At 60.3% G+C, this 19,686-nt stretch carries 16 protein-coding genes and 1 pseudogene; 4 read left to right on the top strand and 13 right to left on the bottom strand.

What is annotated here, in order from left to right:
- Nucleotides 1–131 precede the first annotated feature (131 nt).
- Complete coding sequence (locus QCBJ_RS16825) at nucleotides 132–509, top strand: hypothetical protein (RefSeq protein WP_015886572.1); 378 nt, start codon at nucleotides 132–134, stop codon at nucleotides 507–509.
- Between the two features lie 118 nt (nucleotides 510–627).
- Here the strand turns inward: QCBJ_RS16825 and ubiA are convergent, their stop codons facing one another.
- On the bottom strand, nucleotides 628–1,518 hold the full coding sequence (gene ubiA / locus QCBJ_RS16820) for a 4-hydroxybenzoate octaprenyltransferase (RefSeq protein WP_015886571.1): 891 nt from the start codon (nucleotides 1,516–1,518) through the stop codon (nucleotides 628–630).
- Nucleotides 1,518–2,081, bottom strand: coding sequence for a chorismate lyase (locus QCBJ_RS16815; RefSeq protein WP_015886570.1), 564 nt, complete (start codon nucleotides 2,079–2,081; stop codon nucleotides 1,518–1,520). Before QCBJ_RS16815 ends, ubiA begins: the two co-directional genes overlap by 1 nt.
- Nucleotides 2,082–2,276: 195 nt before the next feature.
- Here QCBJ_RS16815 and QCBJ_RS16810 point away from each other — a divergent pair, with 195 nt between their 5' ends.
- From QCBJ_RS16810 to QCBJ_RS16800, 3 genes are all read left to right on the top strand, one after another.
- Nucleotides 2,277–2,444 carry a rubredoxin gene (locus QCBJ_RS16810; RefSeq protein ID WP_015886569.1) on the top strand — a complete coding sequence of 56 codons (168 nt, stop codon included), beginning with the start codon at nucleotides 2,277–2,279 and terminating at the stop codon, nucleotides 2,442–2,444.
- 36 nt (nucleotides 2,445–2,480) lie between these two features.
- A complete protein-coding gene (locus QCBJ_RS16805; RefSeq protein ID WP_046034834.1) occupies nucleotides 2,481–3,629 on the top strand; it encodes an NAD(P)/FAD-dependent oxidoreductase in 1,149 nt (382 codons plus the stop codon).
- 191 nt (nucleotides 3,630–3,820) lie between these two features.
- On the top strand, nucleotides 3,821–4,096 hold the full coding sequence (locus QCBJ_RS16800; protein WP_003176958.1) for an HU family DNA-binding protein: 276 nt from the start codon (nucleotides 3,821–3,823) through the stop codon (nucleotides 4,094–4,096).
- Nucleotides 4,097–4,186: 90 nt separating this feature from the next.
- Here QCBJ_RS16800 and QCBJ_RS16795 read toward each other — a convergent pair whose 3' ends face one another.
- From QCBJ_RS16795 to tssE, 11 genes and pseudogenes are all read right to left on the bottom strand, one after another.
- On the bottom strand, nucleotides 4,187–4,435 hold the full coding sequence (locus QCBJ_RS16795) for a hypothetical protein (RefSeq protein ID WP_145994232.1): 249 nt from the start codon (nucleotides 4,433–4,435) through the stop codon (nucleotides 4,187–4,189).
- A 172-nt stretch (nucleotides 4,436–4,607) separates the two neighbouring features.
- Nucleotides 4,608–5,033: pseudogene (locus QCBJ_RS16790) on the bottom strand (RHS repeat domain-containing protein); the annotation flags it as partial.
- 162 nt (nucleotides 5,034–5,195) lie between these two features.
- Entirely contained in the window at nucleotides 5,196–5,858 is a 663-nt protein-coding gene (locus tag QCBJ_RS16785) for a hypothetical protein (RefSeq protein ID WP_102061219.1), read from the bottom strand.
- A gap of 157 nt (nucleotides 5,859–6,015) precedes the next feature.
- Complete coding sequence (locus tag QCBJ_RS16780; protein ID WP_102061218.1) at nucleotides 6,016–6,675, bottom strand: hypothetical protein; 660 nt, start codon at nucleotides 6,673–6,675, stop codon at nucleotides 6,016–6,018.
- Nucleotides 6,675–11,027: an RHS repeat-associated core domain-containing protein gene (locus QCBJ_RS16775; protein WP_102061217.1), complete on the bottom strand. Its 4,353-nt coding sequence runs from the start codon at nucleotides 11,025–11,027 to the stop codon at nucleotides 6,675–6,677. The genes QCBJ_RS16780 and QCBJ_RS16775 overlap by 1 nt, the downstream gene beginning before the upstream one ends.
- Before the next feature lie 12 nt (nucleotides 11,028–11,039).
- Nucleotides 11,040–11,474 (bottom strand): DcrB-related protein, encoded by a 435-nt coding sequence (locus tag QCBJ_RS16770; protein ID WP_093542691.1) that lies wholly within the window; start codon nucleotides 11,472–11,474, stop codon nucleotides 11,040–11,042.
- 15 nt (nucleotides 11,475–11,489) lie between these two features.
- Nucleotides 11,490–13,433 carry a type VI secretion system Vgr family protein gene (locus tag QCBJ_RS16765; protein WP_102061216.1) on the bottom strand — a complete coding sequence of 648 codons (1,944 nt, stop codon included), beginning with the start codon at nucleotides 13,431–13,433 and terminating at the stop codon, nucleotides 11,490–11,492.
- A gap of 156 nt (nucleotides 13,434–13,589) precedes the next feature.
- Nucleotides 13,590–16,253 (bottom strand): type VI secretion system ATPase TssH, encoded by a 2,664-nt coding sequence (gene tssH, locus QCBJ_RS16760; RefSeq protein WP_015886561.1) that lies wholly within the window; start codon nucleotides 16,251–16,253, stop codon nucleotides 13,590–13,592.
- Nucleotides 16,246–17,289, bottom strand: a complete 1,044-nt coding sequence (tssG, locus tag QCBJ_RS16755; RefSeq protein ID WP_102061215.1) for a type VI secretion system baseplate subunit TssG — start codon at nucleotides 17,287–17,289, stop codon at nucleotides 16,246–16,248. Before tssG ends, tssH begins: the two co-directional genes overlap by 8 nt.
- Entirely contained in the window at nucleotides 17,253–19,112 is a 1,860-nt protein-coding gene (gene tssF, locus QCBJ_RS16750; protein WP_046034840.1) for a type VI secretion system baseplate subunit TssF, read from the bottom strand. The genes tssG and tssF overlap by 37 nt, the downstream gene beginning before the upstream one ends.
- Nucleotides 19,109–19,624 (bottom strand): type VI secretion system baseplate subunit TssE, encoded by a 516-nt coding sequence (gene tssE / locus QCBJ_RS16745; protein WP_005792513.1) that lies wholly within the window; start codon nucleotides 19,622–19,624, stop codon nucleotides 19,109–19,111. The genes tssF and tssE overlap by 4 nt, the downstream gene beginning before the upstream one ends.
- Between the last annotated feature and the right edge of the window lie 62 nt (nucleotides 19,625–19,686).

The raw sequence follows: 19,686 nt of genomic DNA, 5'->3' as shown, positions 1-19,686 counted from the left end.
ACTGTCTTGCGCCGCATTAGATAACGGAATTATTGCAGTCGTGTGACAGTAATTTAGTCGCTCGGGCAATTTGCGCCTCTCTGGGCTACGCTTTGGGTCCGAATCCTGACAACCACAAAAGGAAGGTTCCGATGACGTACAGCACAATTTCCTGGAAAGCCCTGCTGGTAACGGCGGCGTTGACGCTGCCGACCCTGGCGTTCGCGGCAGAGCCGGCGATGACTCAAGACGGGATGCTGGTCGACCACAAGGGCATGACCCTTTATACCTTCGATAAGGATGCCGACGGCAAGTCAGTGTGCAAGGACCAGTGCGCGACCAACTGGCCGCCGTTGAAGGCGGAGTCCACCGACAAGTCGATGGGCAAATGGACGGTTATCACCCGCGACGACCAGACCAGCCAGTGGGCCTATGGCGGCAAGCCGGTCTACACCTACAAGGATGATAAAAAGGCCGGTGACAAGACCGGTGATGGCAAGGGTGGCGTTTGGCATGTGATCAAGCCTTGAGCCTGCGGCGCCGCTGAGATCTTGGCGAGCAAGCCCGCGCCCACATTTGAATGCATTCCAAATGTGGGAGGGGGCTTGCCCCCGATGGCGTCAGCCCAGTCACCCCAAATAACGGCACCTAGCGAAATGCGTAATCCGCCACAATCCCGACAAATATCGCCAACCCGGCCCAGTGGTTGTGCAAAAACGCCTTGAAGCACTTCATCCGATCCTTGTCCCGGGTGTACCAGAATTCCCAGGCAAAACAGCCCGCCGCCGCCAGCAACCCCAGGTGGAACCACCCGCCCAGCTCAAATCGCGCCCCCGCCAATAGCAGGCACACCAGCGACAGGCCTTGCAGGGTAAGAATGATCACGCGATCGGCATCGCCAAACAGAATGGCCGTGGACTTCACGCCGATCTTCAAGTCGTCATCGCGGTCGGTCATGGCGTAATAGGTGTCGTAGCCCACTGTCCACAGCAGGTTGGCGATGTATAGCAGCCATGCGGTCGCGGGCAAATCACCGGTCTCGGCGGTGAACGCCATGGGCATGCCCCACGAGAATGCCGCCCCTAACACCACCTGCGGGTAATAGGTGTAGCGCTTCATGAACGGGTAGCTTGCCGCCAGGGCCAGACCACCGAGGGACAGCAGGATAGTCGTGGCGTTGGTCAACAATACCAGCAGGAAGCTGATGCCCATCAGCACTGCGAAAAACACCAGCGCCTCTTTCGAACTGATCTTGCCGCTCACAAGCGGGCGCTGTTCGGTGCGTTTTACGTGGCCGTCGACCTTACGGTCGGCCCAGTCATTGATCACGCAGCCGCCGGCCCGGGTCAGCACCACGCCCAGCACAAAAATCACGATATTGATTAAAGAGGGCGACCCCTTGCCCGCGATCCACAGCGCCCACAGCGTCGGCCACAGCAGCAGGTAGATGCCGATGGGCTTGTCCATGCGGGTCAACTGAACGAAATCCCAGGCCCTGGGGTTCAGGTGGTTAAGGGATTTGAGCAGACGTTGGTACATCAGCAGTTCTCCGGATGGGCGTGCAGTGCGTGCCAGAAGCTGGGCAAAAAGATCTCCGCGACCAGCACGCTCAGCGGCCCGCGATCGAAGCGTGAGCGGCGCCCCCACAGCCCGTCGACCTGATCGGCCGTGGGCAACCAGTGCCGTGGGTAATGGCACACCTCGATGGCCTGGCGCGTGAAGGCCTGGTCGCAGAACAGCAACTCGCCCAGCGAGCGGCTGCCCAGTTCATCCATATGCAAGCCGTCGCCCTGCAAGGCGCTGCGCGCCGCGACACTGCGCGCGAACACCCACGGTTGGCCATTGCCGCGCAAATACACCTCGCGCACCCAACCGATGCTGGACGGCGCCAGCGCCAGGGCAGCACATTCGTCATCGCGCAGCGGCTGCCAGCCTTCGAACAGTGGCGTCACGCTGAAACCGTCGTTGGACAGCCACGTCAGCCGCCGCGTCAGCGAGTCTTCGTTGAACAGCCAATTGAGGGTCAAAGGCGCGGGCGCAGGGGTCAGAAGGCTCTGGATCAGCCATTGGCAAGCATCGGGAGGGACGATTGAGTGCGGCACGGTGAGTCAGTATTGGCAGCAAAAGAGGCGGCGAGCTTACCATGGCGTCCTGGGTGTTTGCCGGACTGAACCGGCTGCTTGCGTCGATCGTGCTTGCATCTGCCGGCCCTGATCAGTACAAAACGCCCTGAGCCGCACGGCAACGCGGGTCTATCGACCGTCGGCCAAGATGCCTGGACCCTGAGGAAGCAAGTAATGAAGAAGTGGCAATGTGTAGTCTGTGGCCTGATCTATGACGAAAAAGACGGCTGGCCGGATGACGGAATTCTGCCTGGTACTCGTTGGGAGGACGTCCCGGAAGACTGGCTGTGCCCGGACTGCGGCGTGGGCAAAATGGATTTCGAAATGATCGAAATCGGCTAATTTTGGTTTTCAGATAAGTACTACAAGGAGAAAGGAATGAACGCACCTGTCGTGATCATCGGCACAGGATTGGCCGGTTACAACGTGGCCCGGGAGTTTCGCAAGCTCGACAGCGAGACCCCATTGCTGCTGATCACCGCGGATGACGGGCGCTCCTACTCCAAGCCCATGCTCTCCACCGGCTTTGGCAAGAACAAGGAAGCCGATGGCCTGAGCATGGCTGAACCCGGCACCATGGCCGAGCAACTCAAGGCCGAAGTGCGTACTCACACCCGCGTCAGCGGCATCGACCCCGGCCATAAGCGCCTGTGGATCGGCGAGGAGGCGGTGGTTTACCGTGACCTGATCCTGGCCTGGGGCGCAGAAACCGTGCGGGTACCGGTTGAAGGCGATGCGGCTGAACTGATTTTCCCGATCAACGACCTCGAAGACTACGCCCGCTTTCGTGCCGCCGCTGCCGGTAAGCGCCGCGTGCTGCTGCTCGGTGCCGGCCTGATCGGCTGCGAGTTCGCCAACGACTTGATTCTTGGCGGTTATGAAATCGATCTGGTGGCACCGTGCGAGCAGGTCATGCCGACCCTGCTGCACCCGGCGGCCGCCGCCGCAGTACAGGCCGGTCTGGAAGGCCTCGGCGCGCGCTTCCACCTGGGCCCGGTGCTCAATCGGCTACAGCGCACCGATGATGGCCTGGAAGCGCATCTGTCGGACGGTGAAGTGATCGCCTGCGACCTGGTGGTCTCCGCCATCGGCCTGCGCCCACGTGTCGACCTGGCCGCTGCTGCAGGCCTGCAGACCAACCGGGGGATCATGGTGGACCGCCACCTCAAGACCTCCCACGCCAACATCTACGCCCTGGGCGACTGCGCCGAGGTCGACGGCTTGAACCTGCTGTACGTGATGCCACTGATGAGCTGCGCCCGCGCCCTGGCCCAGACCCTGGCCGGCAACGCCACGGCGGTCAGCTACGGGCCGATGCCGGTGACCGTCAAGACGCCGGTCTGCCCGTTGGTGGTCTCGCCACCGCCACGCGGCACCGAAGGCGTGTGGAGCGTGGAAGGCGAGGGCGCCGACATCAAGGCCTTGTGCCGCGACGCCAGTGGCCGCCTGCTGGGGTATGCACTGACCGGCACTGCGGTGATGGAAAAACTGGCCCTCAATAAAGAACTTCCGCCATTGCTGGCGTAAATACCGGTCGTTCTGTCGGAATAAGCACGTTTTTCCCCTTAGAAAGGTCGCCGCGAGACTGGCGGAGCGTGCGAGGGCATGCCATCCTCACTCCCGTCTGCCGCAGAGTAGAGCCTGCGGCGCTTTGGGCGCTGCTCCAGAAGAGAGCAGCACGGACATAACAACAAAAAACCGTCAAAGAGGCTTCACTTATGCGTAAACCAGAACTCGCAGCCGCCATCGCTGAAAAAGCGGATCTCACCAAAGAACAGGCCAACCGCGTCCTCAACGCCGTTCTCGAAGAAATCACCGGCGCCCTGCACCGCAAGGACAGCGTCACCCTGGTCGGCTTCGGCACCTTCCTGCAACGCCACCGCGGCGCCCGCACCGGCAAAAACCCGCAAACCGGCGAGCCGGTGAAAATCAAGGCCAGCAACACTGTTGCGTTCAAGCCAGGCAAATCGCTGAAAGACACTGTCAACGCGTAATGGCGTTACCGTCTCGAAGGGGGCGGGGAGGTAGGAAAAATGGGCACGCCGACTGGGTCGGGTGCCCATTTTTTGTGAGGGCCTTGCCGGTTAATCACACACCAGCGAGTGATCCGGCAATTGGCTCAGCTTGAACTTCTTTAATTCTTGTGCAACGGAGCTCTCAAGATGCTCCGGGTCCATCAGCGTTTTAACTTCACGCTCCCAGCCCGCTGATCCGCCTACACGTTGCGTCACACCTTCCGGCCATCCTTGAAGGATGGACTTGTAATACTCGGTGCGTTCGTGGGCCATTTCACGCTTCTTGCACCAGGCCAATAACAATATATTGTCGGTCATGGCCTGTACTGGAAAGTTGTCTGCGCCGGACACAGTAGTTTGATAAATAGAGTCCAGCAGGGTGCATGAAAGTGTATCGAGGAACGCGGTAGGGCATTGCGATCGAAAACGTTCAACAAGTTCTTCGAACTTATTTGAGTGGCGTAATGGGCTTATCGATTCCTCAACACCCTTTGTTATGCACGACCAGCCCTGCACTGGCTGGCGGCCCGTCCAGCAAGTTGGCGGCGGCGTCGTAGGCGAAGGTTTCCTGCTGGCCGTGCAGGCTGTCCTGGCTGGCGATGATGCGGCCGGTGGCGTCGTAGTGCAGCAACTGGCGGTGTTGCGCAGCGGGTTGTTGGTCGAGTTTGCCTATCAGGTTGCCGAGTTCGTCGTAGTGGTGTTGCAGGTTGCCCGCCGAACTCTACTCGCAAAGCAGTTGGCCGAGGGCGTCGTAGGCAAAGCCCAGGGCTTGGGCATTGCCCTGCGAATCGGTGAAGGTGACAGCCGTGAGCTGGTCCGCCGCGTCGTAGTGGTAGTCGGTGCGGCCATCGTCGGTGGTCTTGGCGACGAGCCGGCCAACCGCATCACGTTCCAGCTGATGGACGCTAGGCGCAGGCGTAAGCTAGGGCCAGCCCCGTTAACTGAAGATTGGGATTGAGCACAATATGATCTTGCCTTTCGGTAAACGAGCCTTGATCGGTGCTCGTTTTTTGCTAGCGTAGTGAACACGACTACAGGAAGCATCCGAGGGCTGTTGATGGTTTCATGTGCTGTGTACTCAAGTAAATTGAACGAGGAAATAGCCACCCACATCTCCCTCTTTCATCTTTTTCGCTCGATTATCGGCAAATATATAGCCGATACCACCACCGAATATCCCTTCGTGGTTAGGACTTATTTTAGCGATGTCAGCGTCGATTAGCTGAGCCAAAAAATAGTAGCGAGGGCTTTCATACAAAGGGTCTTGCAACCACGCGGGGCGCCCGAGAGCCTTGCTGATACCCGCGCCACAGTCCAAGTCTTCCAGTTCCTCCTCCATTTGTTTGGAAGTCAATGGCTGCTGGGCAATGTACGTTCGTGGAATCGGATCAACCAACGTAGCGGGTGTGAGTTCGGAAGTCGCCAGTGCGTGAAGCAGAACTTTGCTATGGCCAAGTTGAAGTTTCTCCATCTCGCTTTGTTGATGGACAGTCAACTTGCGTATAGATGACCGTGTGTACGTTTTGTCAGTTGGCTCAACGGAGACGAACACCGTAAGCGCCATCCCGGAGGGTATGAATGGAACGCCCAAGAACGTTGAGGTCATCGTAATCACCGGCAGCATAAGCTGACCGGTTTGCGGGTCTTTAGGCCACAGATCAAGGCCTGTAAGCCACGCACCTCCGCCTATTTGTCCAAGGTTATGGTCTTGCTCTGAGAGAATAATTTGATTGATACCCATAGCCCGTGATCCTTTAGAAACAACCTTTTCGTTTGGCGAATGACGCGGCAGAACGCCTCGCCGTCCTGGCTTGTTGTTGCGTGATGATGCCGGTTTTGACCAATGAGTTGTGTATGGCTTGGGACATGAGGCGAATCTCCAGCTTCCTCCCTTTCTATCAAGATAGATGCAGGTAAAAAAGTTCCACCTCATGCGGGTCTTCAGAGGATTTCAGCGTAGCTTTGTATTTGTCTTCAAGTTGCTGATTTTGACCTTCGCTATACAGCAAATAAAGAGATGGATAATCAGTGTTGGCGCGAATCCAGTCTGTCGAATCTGCTGCGTCAAACCAACGCTGGGCCAATTCAATGCTGGCCAGCAACTGCTCTTTCCAGTCAGGTTTTTCATCCAGGCTGTCAAATGAACACAACCATATTGAAAAGCGTTCATTAAAGTTTTCAAGTGTTTCGTCGGTGTTTTTCAGTATCCGCCAGTCCGTCAGTTCGGCGACAATAGAGTTAGACGTGCGGATTTTAATGGTCTTCTCGATGACAGACGGAGACCAGTTTTCCGGATATTCAAACCGTTCGTCTCGGAGTGCTTTGTTAAGCACCTCATTTACGCACGTCATCAACGCTGGGTCGACGATCTGGAGTGTCAAGTGAAGAGAAAACCATCCCTTATTCTTAGATAGATTTATCGTGTAGCGACGAGTCCGGCCACGCTCGCCATTCGTCTCAAAAAATCTGTCTTTTTTTAGCGTGTACCCATGTTTCGCAAAGGGTTCTGCTAGGAAGGAAGTTAGTAAATTCAATATATCTTTTACAGTCTCAGTCATTACGGCAACCTCCATAGTGGGACTCTGGCTTCGCTAACGGTTACGCCTTTTGTACTTTTTCCAGAACTACCAAATATGCCTTTCCCATCGGCGATGATTTTGTCTTTTGCAAGCTGGGCTTTAGACCGTATAGCACCACCTGACTTGACCTCAATTGCGACGACTTTCCCTGTTTTGTTATTTTTTATCAGAATGTCTACGTAGCGTCCTCTCCCTGCACCTGGAGTTTTGACGTAAACCTGTGTACCGAGCACCGTCACTTTGGGGTTATTTAATAACTTCTGATGCACCAGGTTTTCAGCGGCTTTACCATTGGCTTTATTCTGCCGCCGTTGTGCTGAGGAACAGGCCCAGCCCCAGGGGTCTATCCAACCCACCGGGTTAGGAGCGTATTGGTAAAGATTGCCGCCACCCGCCAACCCAATCGGATCTGGCGTCGTAAACCGCCCCACATCCGGATCATAAAACCGAAACGTGTTGTAGTGCAGCCCTGTCTCTCGATCCAGATACTGCCCCTGGAAGCGTAAATTCTGCTCTTCGATAAAGTACGCTTCGCGCACCTCTTCAGCCGTGTTCCCCCACACCTGATACTGCGCCCGCCACACGGTGTGGCCGTCGGCCTCGGTCAGTTGCTCCGGTAGCCCGTTCAGGTCGTTGTGGTAGTAACGCACGCTCTGGTGTGCACCCGTTCCATCCACCCGGGCCAGTGGTATATAGCTGTCCTCTTCGTAGATATAGAGGCTGGTCTGGCTGTGTCGGTGTTCCTGCAGCAGGCGCAAGCCTTCCCAGCCGAAGCGGGTTTCGCCCAAGGGATACCCGTGGCTGTCGTGTTCGGTTTTGACGATACGTCGGCCGAGCGGATCGTAGGTCATCTTCACGACCGTTTCTCGCCCGTCTTTCTGGCTGCGGACCTCGATCAGGCGATGCTCTGCGTCGTAGGCAAAGTGCTGTGCGCCGCGTAGAGCGCTGCGCTTTTCGATCATCCGACCGAAACCGTCGTAGCGGTAGCGCTTGTCCTGATAGGTCAGCAGTTTGTTATGCACCACTAGCCCTGCACCGGCCGGCGGCCCGTCCAGCAAGTTGGCGGCGGCGTCGTAGGCGAAGGTTTCCTGCTGGCCTTGAGCGTTGTCCTGGCTGGCGATGATGCGACCGGTCGCGTCGTAGTGCAGCAGTTGACGCTGGTCCCGATGCTTGTCGCGGTCGCGTTCCAGGCGACCGATCAGGTTATCGGCCGGGTCGTAGTCGAAGTGTTTTTGCTGGGCGGCCGGCAGTTGCGTGGGCTGGCCATTGGGGCGGCGTATCCGTGAGCGCAGGCGGCCGCTGCGATCGTATTCGCTGCGCGTGGTGATCTGGCCTTGGGTACGCAGCACTTCGCGGTGCAGGCGGTCGCGCTCGAAGTCGCTGATGACACGGCCGTCGAGGTTGATCTGGTGGAGGTGACCGCTGCCGTAGTACAGGCGATTGAGCCAGCGGCCATCGGGCAGTTGGGTCTGGATCAGGTTGCCGAGTTCATCGTAGTGATGGTTCAGGCTGCCGGCGGCGCTTTGTTCGGTAATCAGTTGACCAAGCGGATCGTAGGCAAAGGCCAAAGCCTGGGTGGTTTCATCATTGCCTGTGAAAGTGACGGCGGTGAGCTGGTCCACCGGATCGTAGGCGTATTCGGTACGGCCATCATCGGTAACTTTCACCAGCAAGCGACCAACCGCATCGCGTTCCAGGCGATGCACGATAGGGGACGGCACTGCCAGTCCTTCATTCGAGGGAACGTACTCTAAGGTAGCCAGATTATCCAACGCATCATAGTCATAACGTCGAGCACTGCCGTCCAAGTCTTGCTGTTCCGTGAGGCGGTCTCCCTCGTCCCAGGCAAAGCGGTAGCTTTCCGCGTTTTCATTGGTCAGGGTTTGTAACCGACCATAGGCGTCGTAGCGGAACTCAATTTGCCTGCCGTGGGCATCTATTCGTTGGCGCACTTGCCCGCGACGGCCGTATTGGTAGCGAGTGGTGTGACCCGCAGCGTCGGTATAGCCGATCAACAGACCGCTGGTGTCGCGCAGGTACTGCTCGGTGCGACCGTCCGGCATTTCGGTTTGCAGCAAGCGGCCTTGGCGGTCGTGTTGATAACGCTGCCGTTCGCCCAAGGCGTCGATGACTACCTGCAAGTGGCCCTGGCGGTCGTACTCAAACGCTGTGGGGTACCCCGAACAATCGACATGCTGAATTAACTGTCCGGTTTCATTCCAACGCAGGGTTTTGCTTTTGCCCGTGGCATCGATGATCTCCACCACCTGACCAAACGTATCGTAGCGATACCGTGTGACATGCCCCAAGGGGTCGATTTCACTGACGCAATTACCTCGTTGGTCGTACTGATATTGCCACGCTTGGCCTGCCGCATCGGTCTCCACTAATGGAAGCGACCAATGCTCCAGCCACAATGTGGACTCGATACGCCCCAACGGATCTTGAGTGCTGCACAGGTTGCCGGATTCATCGTAGCCGAACTGCCATTTACCGCCTTGAGGATCAATTGCACCGAGCAACTGACGTTCGTCGTTCCACTCGAATTGCCAAGTCTTCCTCAGATTGTCGGTGTACTCGGTGATCTGGTACTGCGGGTTCCAGCGGCGCGTGCTGACGCGTTGCAAGCCGTCCGTAATCTGGGTCACACCGGCCGACAGGTCATAGTCGAACCGGTACTCGTCACCTTCATCGGTCCAGTGCCGCACCACACGCCACTCGCTATCTTCCACGCATTCCCAGTGGTAGTAGCAACGTAGACCGGTGGGCAGTTGGTGCTCGACCATGCGCTGGCCAGCGTTATAGGCGAAGCGACGTTGCACGTTTGCGGCGGCGTCGCGAACTTCGGCCAGGTCGCCGCGAGTGTCGTAGGCATAGCTGACGAGCGTTTCTCGACTGTGATCGGGGTACACGCGATCGACTCGCTCTACCCGCGCCGGCCATTGTTGGCTATAACCCAACTCGACGCGCACATGGTCGAAAGTATCTCGTAATTGGCTCAGCCGACCCTGGGCGTCATAGTCGAGAAAAATGCGGTTGTCATTGCGATCCCCTAACTGGCTGAGGCGCAGTTGCGAAGGGGTGTCCGGCGTTGGCTCGAACAGTCGATAGAGTCCATCAACGCTTTCGATCAGTAGTTGGCCATTGGTATTGCGCCGCACGCTCAAGCCTTCACCGGCGCTGAATACAGCTCCACCCAGCGGGATCACGCCCATGTCGATCTGGCGCGCTTGCTCATCGGTATAGACCAGTCGCTCGCCACCTTCGGGGTGTGCGCCAATCTCGACAAACACTTCGTAGATCACGCTCCAGCTGGCGCCGAACAGGCCATTTCGACGTTCGTCTCGGCTGCTGTAGTAGCGCTGCCATTCGATAGGGAGAAGGCCGGGCAAGGCGAAGTCCAGGTCGTCCTCGCCATCAAGTATTTTCGCGCCCGTCGAGCTATGCACCGGGTTGGGCGAGCCGACCACGGCAGAGGAAATGGCGTTGGTAACCTGGCTGGTGCCCCACGACACCAGTCCGCCCACCACCATGCACGGCAGCTTGCTGAAGAACTTCGAACCACCGCCGCGCAGCATCAACAGCGCGGTTACCGCCAGCCCGACACCCGGCGTCTTGCCGCTGCGAATCTCGCGGACCACCACCGGACTACCGCCAATGCGCACGTTGCTGGAGATCATCCCCGACTCGACAATCGAGGCGTCGCAGGTGCTGCGGTCACCGCTACGGGCGGCTGGCTGACCGTTGATAGTGACCTTGCTGGAGCCTTCGGCAATAAACTGCGGCGGCATCGGCGGATGCTTGGTGCAGATCACGATATCCAGCGGCTTGGGTACTGCGCCTGGCGCAGGAACCGCTACTGTGGGGCGCCACATCTGCGAGAAAAAACCCTTGGCCATGTCCAGGTAGCTGGCTTCTTCGGGACTGCCACCTTCGGCGAGTTGCGAGCTGACCGGACCGATAGCACCTGCGGCACGTGCAGAGGGTGTGCCGTTGGTGAAAGTGTTGTGTGAGCCGGTGGCGATCGTCGCCATCACCACCGGCGGAAATAACGCGTTGCCTATCCAGTCGCAAACCTTTGTCAGTCCCTTGTCCGCCCCCGTCTTGCTCATGCCGATACCGACGATGATTCCCACCACCGCGCCGAGCACAAAACAGCCCAGGCCGCCGGTAACGACGGTAATACCGGCCGCGGCCACGATCGCAGCAGTGGCTACCGCTGTAATAGCGATATTGGCTGCGATTTCCAGCACGCCGCCCAGGATGTCGGCCATAACCGAGGTGTGTAGCAGGCCGTCGCCGAGGCGTGCCGCCCAAAGTGCGTCAGACATGGTGGAAGGGCTTCAAGGCTTCGGATTCAGCAGCAGGGTGTTTTTGATCGTTGCCCAGTGGACATTTTCAGCGTCGCCCAGAGGCTGGGCTTTGACATAGCTCAGGGCAAGCATCTGCTGGGTGCCCGGTACAACCAGCGCCAACTGGTATTGATAGATACGCTCGGCGCCCTTGCTGAACTGGTTATGTACTTCGATGGCGTCGACATCCTGCGCCGCGCCCACGCGAACTACCTGCGCCGGTTGGTAGCGCAAGTCTTGCACCTGTTTCTCGAGTTTGGCCAGTTGGCCTTCGAAGTTGCTTTGCAGTGTTTCATCATCGCCGAGCAGGCTACGGCTGACGATCAACGATGTGCCTAGCGCGGCGAACTTCAGGATATTGATGGACGCATCCTGCACCTCTTCGCTGGGCAGTGTGAATTGCAGTTCATTGAGTCGATAGGTCATGAAACTCGGATCTCGTTATTGGCCGGAAGGCGGCTTGGGAAACATGGAATTGACGGCAGCGTCGATTTCGCCTTTGACCCCTTGGCCCATGGGCGTAGTGCCGCCCTTGCCGCCAATGTTCAGGTGCAAGTTGCCCCCGGTGTTGATCTCGGAGCTGCCTTCGGAGTACACGTTAATCTGCACGCCGGTGAGGTTGATCTGCCCGCTGGCGTTGAGCTCCAGCACGCTCTTGCCACAGACCAGACGCAGGTTTTCACCCACTTCAATCAGGTAGCTCTTACTGATGGCATCGGTCTTGCTGAACCCCACCATGAGCATGTCGTCATGCTTGACCGCACGCACGCGGTCGTTGCCGACCGTTACTACCTCGTCATGCCCAATGCTCTTATTCCGGTCATGCCCCACGGAATGGCTTTCGTCGACTTCGACGACAATGTCCTGATTGCGCTCAGCATGGATATACAACTGCTCCAGCCCCTTCTTGTCCTCCATGCGGATTTCATTGAAGTTCGCCGGCGTGCCGCCTTTGCTGGAGCGGCTTTTCATACCGCTCTGGGTCGCGTTTTCCGGCAGGTCGTAAGGCACGGTCTGCTCGGCGTTGTAGACCCGCCCGGTGATGATCGGCCGGTCGGGGTCACCTTCAAGGAAGCTCACAATCACTTCCTGGCCGATCCGGGGAATCTGCATCGAGCCCCAGTTCTTACCGGCCCAGGATTGCGACACACGAATCCAGCACGAGCTGTTTTCGTTGGATTGGTCGTGGCGGTCCCAGTAGAAGTGCACCTTCACGCGGCCATACTGGTCGGTCCAGATTTCCTCGCCCTTGGGCCCGACCACCAGCGCGGTCTGCGGGCCTTTGACGATAGGGCGGTGGGTGCTGGCCAACGGGCGGAAGCTCTGCTGGGCGTCGATGCAGGTCAGGCTGCTTTCGAACTGCGCGCCGCCCGAACCTCCGCCGCTTTCCAGGCTTTCCTGGACGATGTAATAGCGAATGCCGACGATCAGGTATTCGCGGTTCTGGTCCTGGCGGCTGAAGCCGGTGAGGCTGAACAAATGCCCCGAACCCAGGCCACGCGCGTTACCGCTGAACTCGATCTGTTCATGCAGGGTCTGCAGGGCTTCGATGCGGGTGCGGGCGTAGTGTTCGCCGTCGGCGCTTTGCACGTAGGTGCCGGGGTAGTCGTACAGCGGGTAGTCGCCGGCGGTGTGCGGGCGCGGCATGGCCGAGCGCACGTCGATGCTCGCGCTGGGGCGCTGGAAGTCGTAGTCGTTGAGCTCCAGCGAGCCGGGCTGCACCTCTTGCGCCAGGTGCCAGTTGTGCATGTGGTCGCGTTCGCGCTGCTGCTCGTCCTTGGGGTAATACGGGATTGATGCGTAGCCCGGCACGGTGGTGTGGGCACCGTAGGCGTCAGCCAGCACCAGCACATGGCGGTCCTGTTCATGGCGGAAGAAGTAGTAGATGCCTTCCTGTTCCATCAAGCGGCTGACGAAGTCGAAACTGGTCTCGCGGTACTGCACGCAGTATTCCCACTCGCGGTACGGCCGGCTCAGGGCGTCTTCGAAGTCGGAAAACCCCAGGTCGCGGAACACCTGCTTGATGATCTGCGGGATGCTCAGGTTCTGGAAAATCCGGCAGTCCGAGGTACGGCTGAGCAGCCACAGCCACGGGCGCAACGTCACCTGGTAACTGGCGAACTGGCCCTGGTCGATGTTCTGGCTGCAGCGCGCGACGATACCGTGGAAGTGCCGCTCACCGCCGTCCGCCAGTTGCAGGCCCACGCTCATGGGTTTGCCGAGCAACTGGTTGAGGTCGATGTTGGCGTCCAGGGACGTCAGTTGCAGCTCATAGTTGAACAGCCGCCCCAGCTCTTCGCCGCCGCCCATTTCATTGAGCAGCAGCACATCCGGCCCCAGGGGGCTGGTGATCTTGGCCAGGCGTGAGGCTTGGTTAAAAAGCATCGGTTGTCCCGTAAATGACTAAGTAACTGAAGGAACCGGTTCAAGTGTGGGAGGGGGCTTGCCCCCGATGGCGGTGAACCAGTCACCGAATGCATCAACTGACACACTGCTATCGGCGGCAAGCCCCCTCCCACATTTTGATTGTGTTCCGTCAGGTCAATCTGCGTCGCTGAAGTCGTAGTGCAATTCATTATCCCGGCTGCTGATGCGTACACCCGCCATCGCCTTGCCTTCGAGCATGCGCGTGAGGAACTCACGGCTCATGTCCGGCAGCAGGCTGTTGGTAAGAATGGTGTCGATCATGCGCCCGCCGCTTTCGGTTTCGGTGCAACGCGAGACGATCAGGTCGACCACCGCGTCGTCGTAGTCGAAGGCAACCTTGTGGGTCGTCTCCACGCGCTTCTTGATGCGGCCCAGTTGCAGGCGGGTGATCGCCTTGAGCATCTCATCGCTCAGCGGGTAGTACGGAATGGTCACTAGGCGGCCGAGCAGTGCCGGCGGAAAGATCTCCAGCAGCGGCTGGCGCAGGGCCTTGGCGATTTCTTCCGGCTCAGGGATGTTCGCCGGGTCTTTGCACACCTGGGAAATCAGCTCGGTACCGGCGTTGGTGGTCAGCAGGATCAGGGTGTTCTTGAAGTCGATCACCCGGCCTTCGCCGTCCTCCATCACGCCCTTGTCGAACACCTGGAAGAAGATTTCATGCACGTCCGGGTGGGCCTTCTCCACCTCGTCCAGCAGTACCACGCTGTAGGGTTTGCGCCGCACGGCTTCGGTCAGCACGCCGCCTTCGCCGTAGCCGATATAGCCCGGAGGCGCGCCCTTGAGGGTCGACACTGTGTGGGCTTCCTGGAATTCGCTCATGTTGATGGTGATGACGTTCTGCTCGCCGCCGTACATGGCTTCGGCCAGGGCCAGGGCGGTTTCGGTCTTGCCCACGCCCGAGGTACCGGCCAGCATGAACACGCCAATCGGCTTGCTCGGGTTGTCGAGACCGGCGCGGGACGTCTGGATGCGCTTGGCGATCATCTGCAGGGCATGGTCCTGGCCGATGATGCGTTTCTTCAGGTGCTGGTCGAGGTTGAGCACCGTCTCCAGCTCATTGCGCGCCATGCGGCCCACCGGGATGCCGGTCCAGTCGGCGACCACCGAGGCCACGGCCTGGTAGTCCACCGTCGGCAGGATCAGCGGGGTTTCACCTTGCAGCGCGCTGAGGCGTTGTTGCAGGTCGACCAGTTGCTCGCGCAAAGCGTCGTCGCCACTGTCTACGGCGCCGGCTTTTTCGCGCAAGGTCGCGCGGGTAGCGAGCAGTTCGTCCACCAGCGCTTTCTCTTCGGCCCAGCGGCTTTCCAGCGTCGCCAGGCGCTCACGTTCAGCGCTCAACAGTGCTTCGCTATTGGTTTGACGCGCGCCAATCGCGATACCAATGGCATGCTCGCGAGCGATGATCTGCAGCTCGGTTTCCAGGGCTTCGATGCGGCGGCGGCTATCGTCCACTTCGGCCGGCACCGCGTGCAGGCTGATGGCGACGCGGGCGCAGGCGGTGTCCAGCAAGCTCACGGATTTGTCCGGCAACTGGCGCGCCGGGATGTAGCGGTGGGACAGCTTCACCGAGGCTTCCAGGGCTTCGTCGAGGATCTGCACCTGGTGGTGTTTTTCCATGGTCGACGCCACGCCACGCATCATCAGCAGCGCTTTGTCTTCCGACGGTTCGGCGACTTGCACCACCTGGAAACGGCGCGTCAGGGCCGGGTCTTTCTCGATGTGCTTCTTGTACTCGGCCCAGGTGGTGGCGGCCACAGTACGCAGGGTGCCACGCGCCAATGCAGGCTTGAGCAGGTTGGCTGCGTCACCGGTGCCGGCGGCGCCACCGGCACCCACCAGGGTGTGGGCTTCGTCGATAAACAGGATGATCGGCTTGGGCGAGGCCTGGACGTCTTCGATGACCTGGCGCAGGCGCTGTTCGAATTCGCCTTTCATGCTGGCGCCGGCTTGCAGCAGGCCCACGTCGAGGCTGCGCAGTTCCACATCTTTGAGCGCGGGTGGCACGTCACCGGCGACGATACGCAGGGCGAAACCTTCGACCACGGCGGTCTTGCCCACCCCGGCTTCACCGGTGAGGATCGGGTTGTTCTGGCGGCGGCGCATGAGGATGTCGACCAGTTGGCGGATCTCCTCATCACGACCCACGATCGGGTCGAGCTTGCCGCTGCGGGCCTGTTCGGTCAGGTCAACGGTAAAGCGCTTGAGCGCTTCCTGTTTGCCCATCGCACTGGGCGCCATGGCACCGCTGGCTTCGCCCGGCACGGCGCCGGCGTTGAAACCGTCGCTGGCGCTCAGCGCGTTTTCCGGCGAGTCGCCCACGTATTCATCAAAGCGCTCGCTCAGGGCCTCGGCCTTGATCTTGTCGAACTCGGAAGACAAGCCCAGCAGCGCATGGCGCAGGCTCGGGGTCTTGAGAATGCCGAGCACCAGATAACCGGTGCGTACCTGGCTTTCGCCGAACATCAGGCTGCCGTAGACCCAGCCGCGCTCCACCGCTTCTTCCACATGGGACGACAGGTCGGTGATCGAGGTCGAGCCGCGTGGCAGGCGGTCCAGGGCTTCGGTCAGGTCGCGGGCCAGGCGCGCCGGCTCGACGTTGAACTGACGGATGATGCGGTGCAGGTCCGAGTCCTGCAGTTGCAGCAACTGGTGAAACCAGTGGGCAAGCTCCACATACGGGTTGCCCCGCAGTTTGCAGAACACCGTGGCGGCTTCGATGGCCTTGTAGGCCACGCTGTTGAGTTTGCCGAACAGTGCGGCGCGACTGATTTCACCCATGCTCTGGATTCCTTGAGGTGGTGGCGTGGTCGGCGTAGTGCCGGGCCAGGATTAGGTCGTTGGCGTCATGCTCGGGTTTACCGAGCCAGGTGTTGAAGCCCAGGCGGAACTGGCCGTTGAGTTGCAGCGCTGGCACTTCGGCTTGTTGCAGAACCAGGTTCAAGTCCCAGTCCAGTTCATGGCCCAGGTACTCGGCTACCCACGCCACCAGCTCGTTGAACGGTTGGTGGCCGGGCAGCATGCCCATGTAGTCATCCAGCGTGAGGGGGCCCAGGCGGATACGGAATTTGTGCTGGCGATCCCACACGAAGCTGCCCAGGCAAAAGTCCACGCCGAGGCGGTTGGCGCTCACGCCCACGCGGCTGCGTTCGGGCAGCTCGAGCCATTGGCCGACGTACTCTTCGATCGCCACCGGCAGGCCGAAGTACTCGCCGAGAATGGCTTTCAAGCCGTCCGGGTAGCGGGTTTGCGCCGAGAGGTGGCCGCTGTAATGCAGCTTCGCGGTATCCGGGATGAGCCCCTGATTCAGCAGGCTCGGCATGCCGCGACCACTCAGTGCGGCGAGGCGCGCAGACCAATAGTCATCGTCCGGGCGGTCATGGCTGACCGTCGGCCGCGCCTCGGCCCAGGCTCGGTAAAACAGGCTCAGCAGGCGATGGTGGAACACATCCAGGAAGTGTTTGCTGGTGCTGTCGGCATTGTTGCGCTGGCGCTCGCGTACATATTCGGTGATATGCAGCGGCAGCGGGCCGTTGGGGCCGCCAAGGCCGAAGAAGAACTGCTCCAGCCGCGCCGGCTTGCCGTCGCCACCGGGGTCGACCGACGCCAACGTGGCCGGGGCAAAGGTGCAATCCGCCTGCTGACCCAGGCGCAGCGGGTCATCCGCCAGGCGCAGGGAATGGCCCAGGCGCGGCAGTTCCGGCGATTCGCACTCGATACGCCGCAACGCCTGGAAGAAATCGTATTCCCAGGGCGCCTGATGCATCGCATCCAGGGTACTCACAGGGTCGGACGACGTCCGGGCTTGGCCTTCCATCGCATGATCTCGCCGCGTTCGGTGGTACGGATCACCGTCTCGGTAAAACTGTTGATCGACACGTAGCGTGCCAGGAAGCGTTCCAGCACCGCACCGAGCAGGAATACGCCGGTGCCGCGAAACGCGTTTTCATCGAATTCCAGTGTGATCTCCAGGCCGCGCCCAAACACGATCGGGCCGGGCATCGGCAGGCGGCGGGTCACCGCTTTGCTGCTGACCTCGCGCAAGCCTTCGATCTGCAATTGCAGCGCAGCGTCGTTGCTGTCGCCGTACAGGCGCAGCAATTCACGCAAGGCGCCGGCGCCCTGGCCCTGTTCGCTCAACGACAGGTAGTTGAGCGACAGTTGGCTGATCAAGCGCCACGCCTTGGCGTCATGGGCATGGCTGGGGCGCGGGCGACTCGGGCCGGCGACGCAGCGCACGGCCAATACCGGCGCGCTGTCGGCCAGGGTGAAGTCGGTCTTGCCGTTGCCCACGCTCATGAACAAGGGCAGGTCGCGGTTGGTGCACAGCGCGGTCACGCCGAGCTGGCGCAGGTCGTGGCGGTAGGGCGCTTGCCCGCTGTCCACCAGGCTGACAAAGGTTTCACTGCCCACGTACGTGGAGCGCGGGCCGTTGCGGCGCTGGTCGCTGGATAGCACGCGCGGCTCGCGACGCACGGTGTAATAGGCCTGGTCGCGGCCATAGCGCGACGGGTCGCGCACCGCATAAAACGGTAAAAAGGGTTGTTCCGGCCCGGTGCCATGGCCCGTGATGCCGCTCAACGAATGAATCTCGAAATCCATCGGCCGCGTGCGGTCGGCGATCACATGGTGCTCGCTGACCCGGTCGGACAGGTGAATACGGTCTACGCGCTTGGGAAACAGGTTGATCGCCGGCGTGCAGAACGGCAGGAACTGCGCAGCGCCGACGCTGCCTTCCAAGCTCGGTTCGTGGCGGTCGAACAACACGATCAGTTCCAACTCCTGACCGTCGCAACGCTTGACCGCACGGCTCAGCTCGGCGAACTCGACGAACAGGTAGCGGTGGGGCAGGGCGAAGTATTCCTGCAACAGGCGATAGCCCTGGAAGGCCCGCGCGACAACCGGCATGGCGGCGTCGGCATCGTCAAAACCACGGGAGCGCAATGCGTCCTGCGGCAGGCGTTCTACCCAGTCACCGCCGGGCTTGCGCGCAAACACCGCGCAGGCGTTGCCCAACAACTGCTCGTAAAGGCGGAACGGTTGCTCGTCGGCACCGCTGAGGTACAGCGGCAAGTTATCCAGGTCGAGGCTGTTGAAAGGCAATTCGGCGCCGGTGCGCAGGGTCAGGCGCAGGCCGGCCTTGGCTTTCGGTTCACTGGCGGCCAGGCGGCCCAGCACGGCGGCGGGGTTGCCGAAATACTCGGCGCTGCTGACCTGCAACGGCCACAACGTCACCGGGTGCGCGGTGCGGTACTCGCAGCAGGTCTGGGTTTCACGGCCGAGGGCGGCACGCAATACCGTGTCGCGGGGCAGCGGGAAACCGCTGGCCAGGGAGCCTTCATCCGGGTCGGTCTGCAATTGCACCACGGTCATCGACGGCGTCGGCGCCAGGTAGTGCGGGTAGGCGATTTCCAGCAGGTTATGGGTGAAGGTCGGGTACTCGGCATCGAGCTTGAGCTGCACGCGGGCCGTGAGGTAGGCAAACCCTTCAAGCAGGCGTTCGACGTACGGGTCGGCGCAGTCCATACCGGACAGGGTCAGCCGACTGGCGATCTTCGGGTATTCCTTGGCGAACTCGGCGGCGCTTTCGCGCACGTGGTGCAGTTCCTGGTTGTACAGCTCCAGCAGGCGCGGGTTCATGGGCGCCTCCGCTGGTCGGCATTCACCACACGCACATGGCCGGATTCCAGGTCGAGGTCGGTTTGCAGCAATAGGCGCAACGGCACCGGCTGCGCCCACAGGTCGCCTTCGATCTCGAAGCTCAGGGCGTTGTGATTCATCTCGCCATGGCCGACACGGGCTTTGACCCGCAGGGTATGGCGCAGGATGCGCGGTTCAAAGGTGGCGATGGCCTGGTAGATCAGGGCTTCCAGGGCCTTGATGTCGACACTGGAAACACTGTTGCCCGCCAGCGCCGGCAGGCCGTAATTGACCACCGACGTACCGGCCGGGGTGTGCAGCGTGGCATCGGCATCGAGCAACGACGTGGTGTTGAGCAGCCACGCCAGGTCACGCAGCACCGAGGCTTTCAATTGGGTCAGGGACAGCACGCGTTTATCGGCGCTTTCCTTGGGATTGGTTGGGTCGTCGTCGGTCAGCCGGTCCAGCAGGGACGGTTGCAGACGGTCGCGGGAAGCGATTTCAGTTACCACCAAAGCAGCTCCACGGACGGGTTGTGAGAGGGACAGTTGTTGAGCGGGGCAGGTTTCTGGGG

Origin of the sequence: Pseudomonas sp. QC2, assembly GCF_002859085.1 — a bacterium.
In the GTDB taxonomy this organism is placed as follows: Bacteria; Pseudomonadota; Gammaproteobacteria; order Pseudomonadales; family Pseudomonadaceae; genus Aquipseudomonas; species Aquipseudomonas petroselini.
This window is presented reverse-complemented; position numbering and strand designations above follow the sequence as displayed.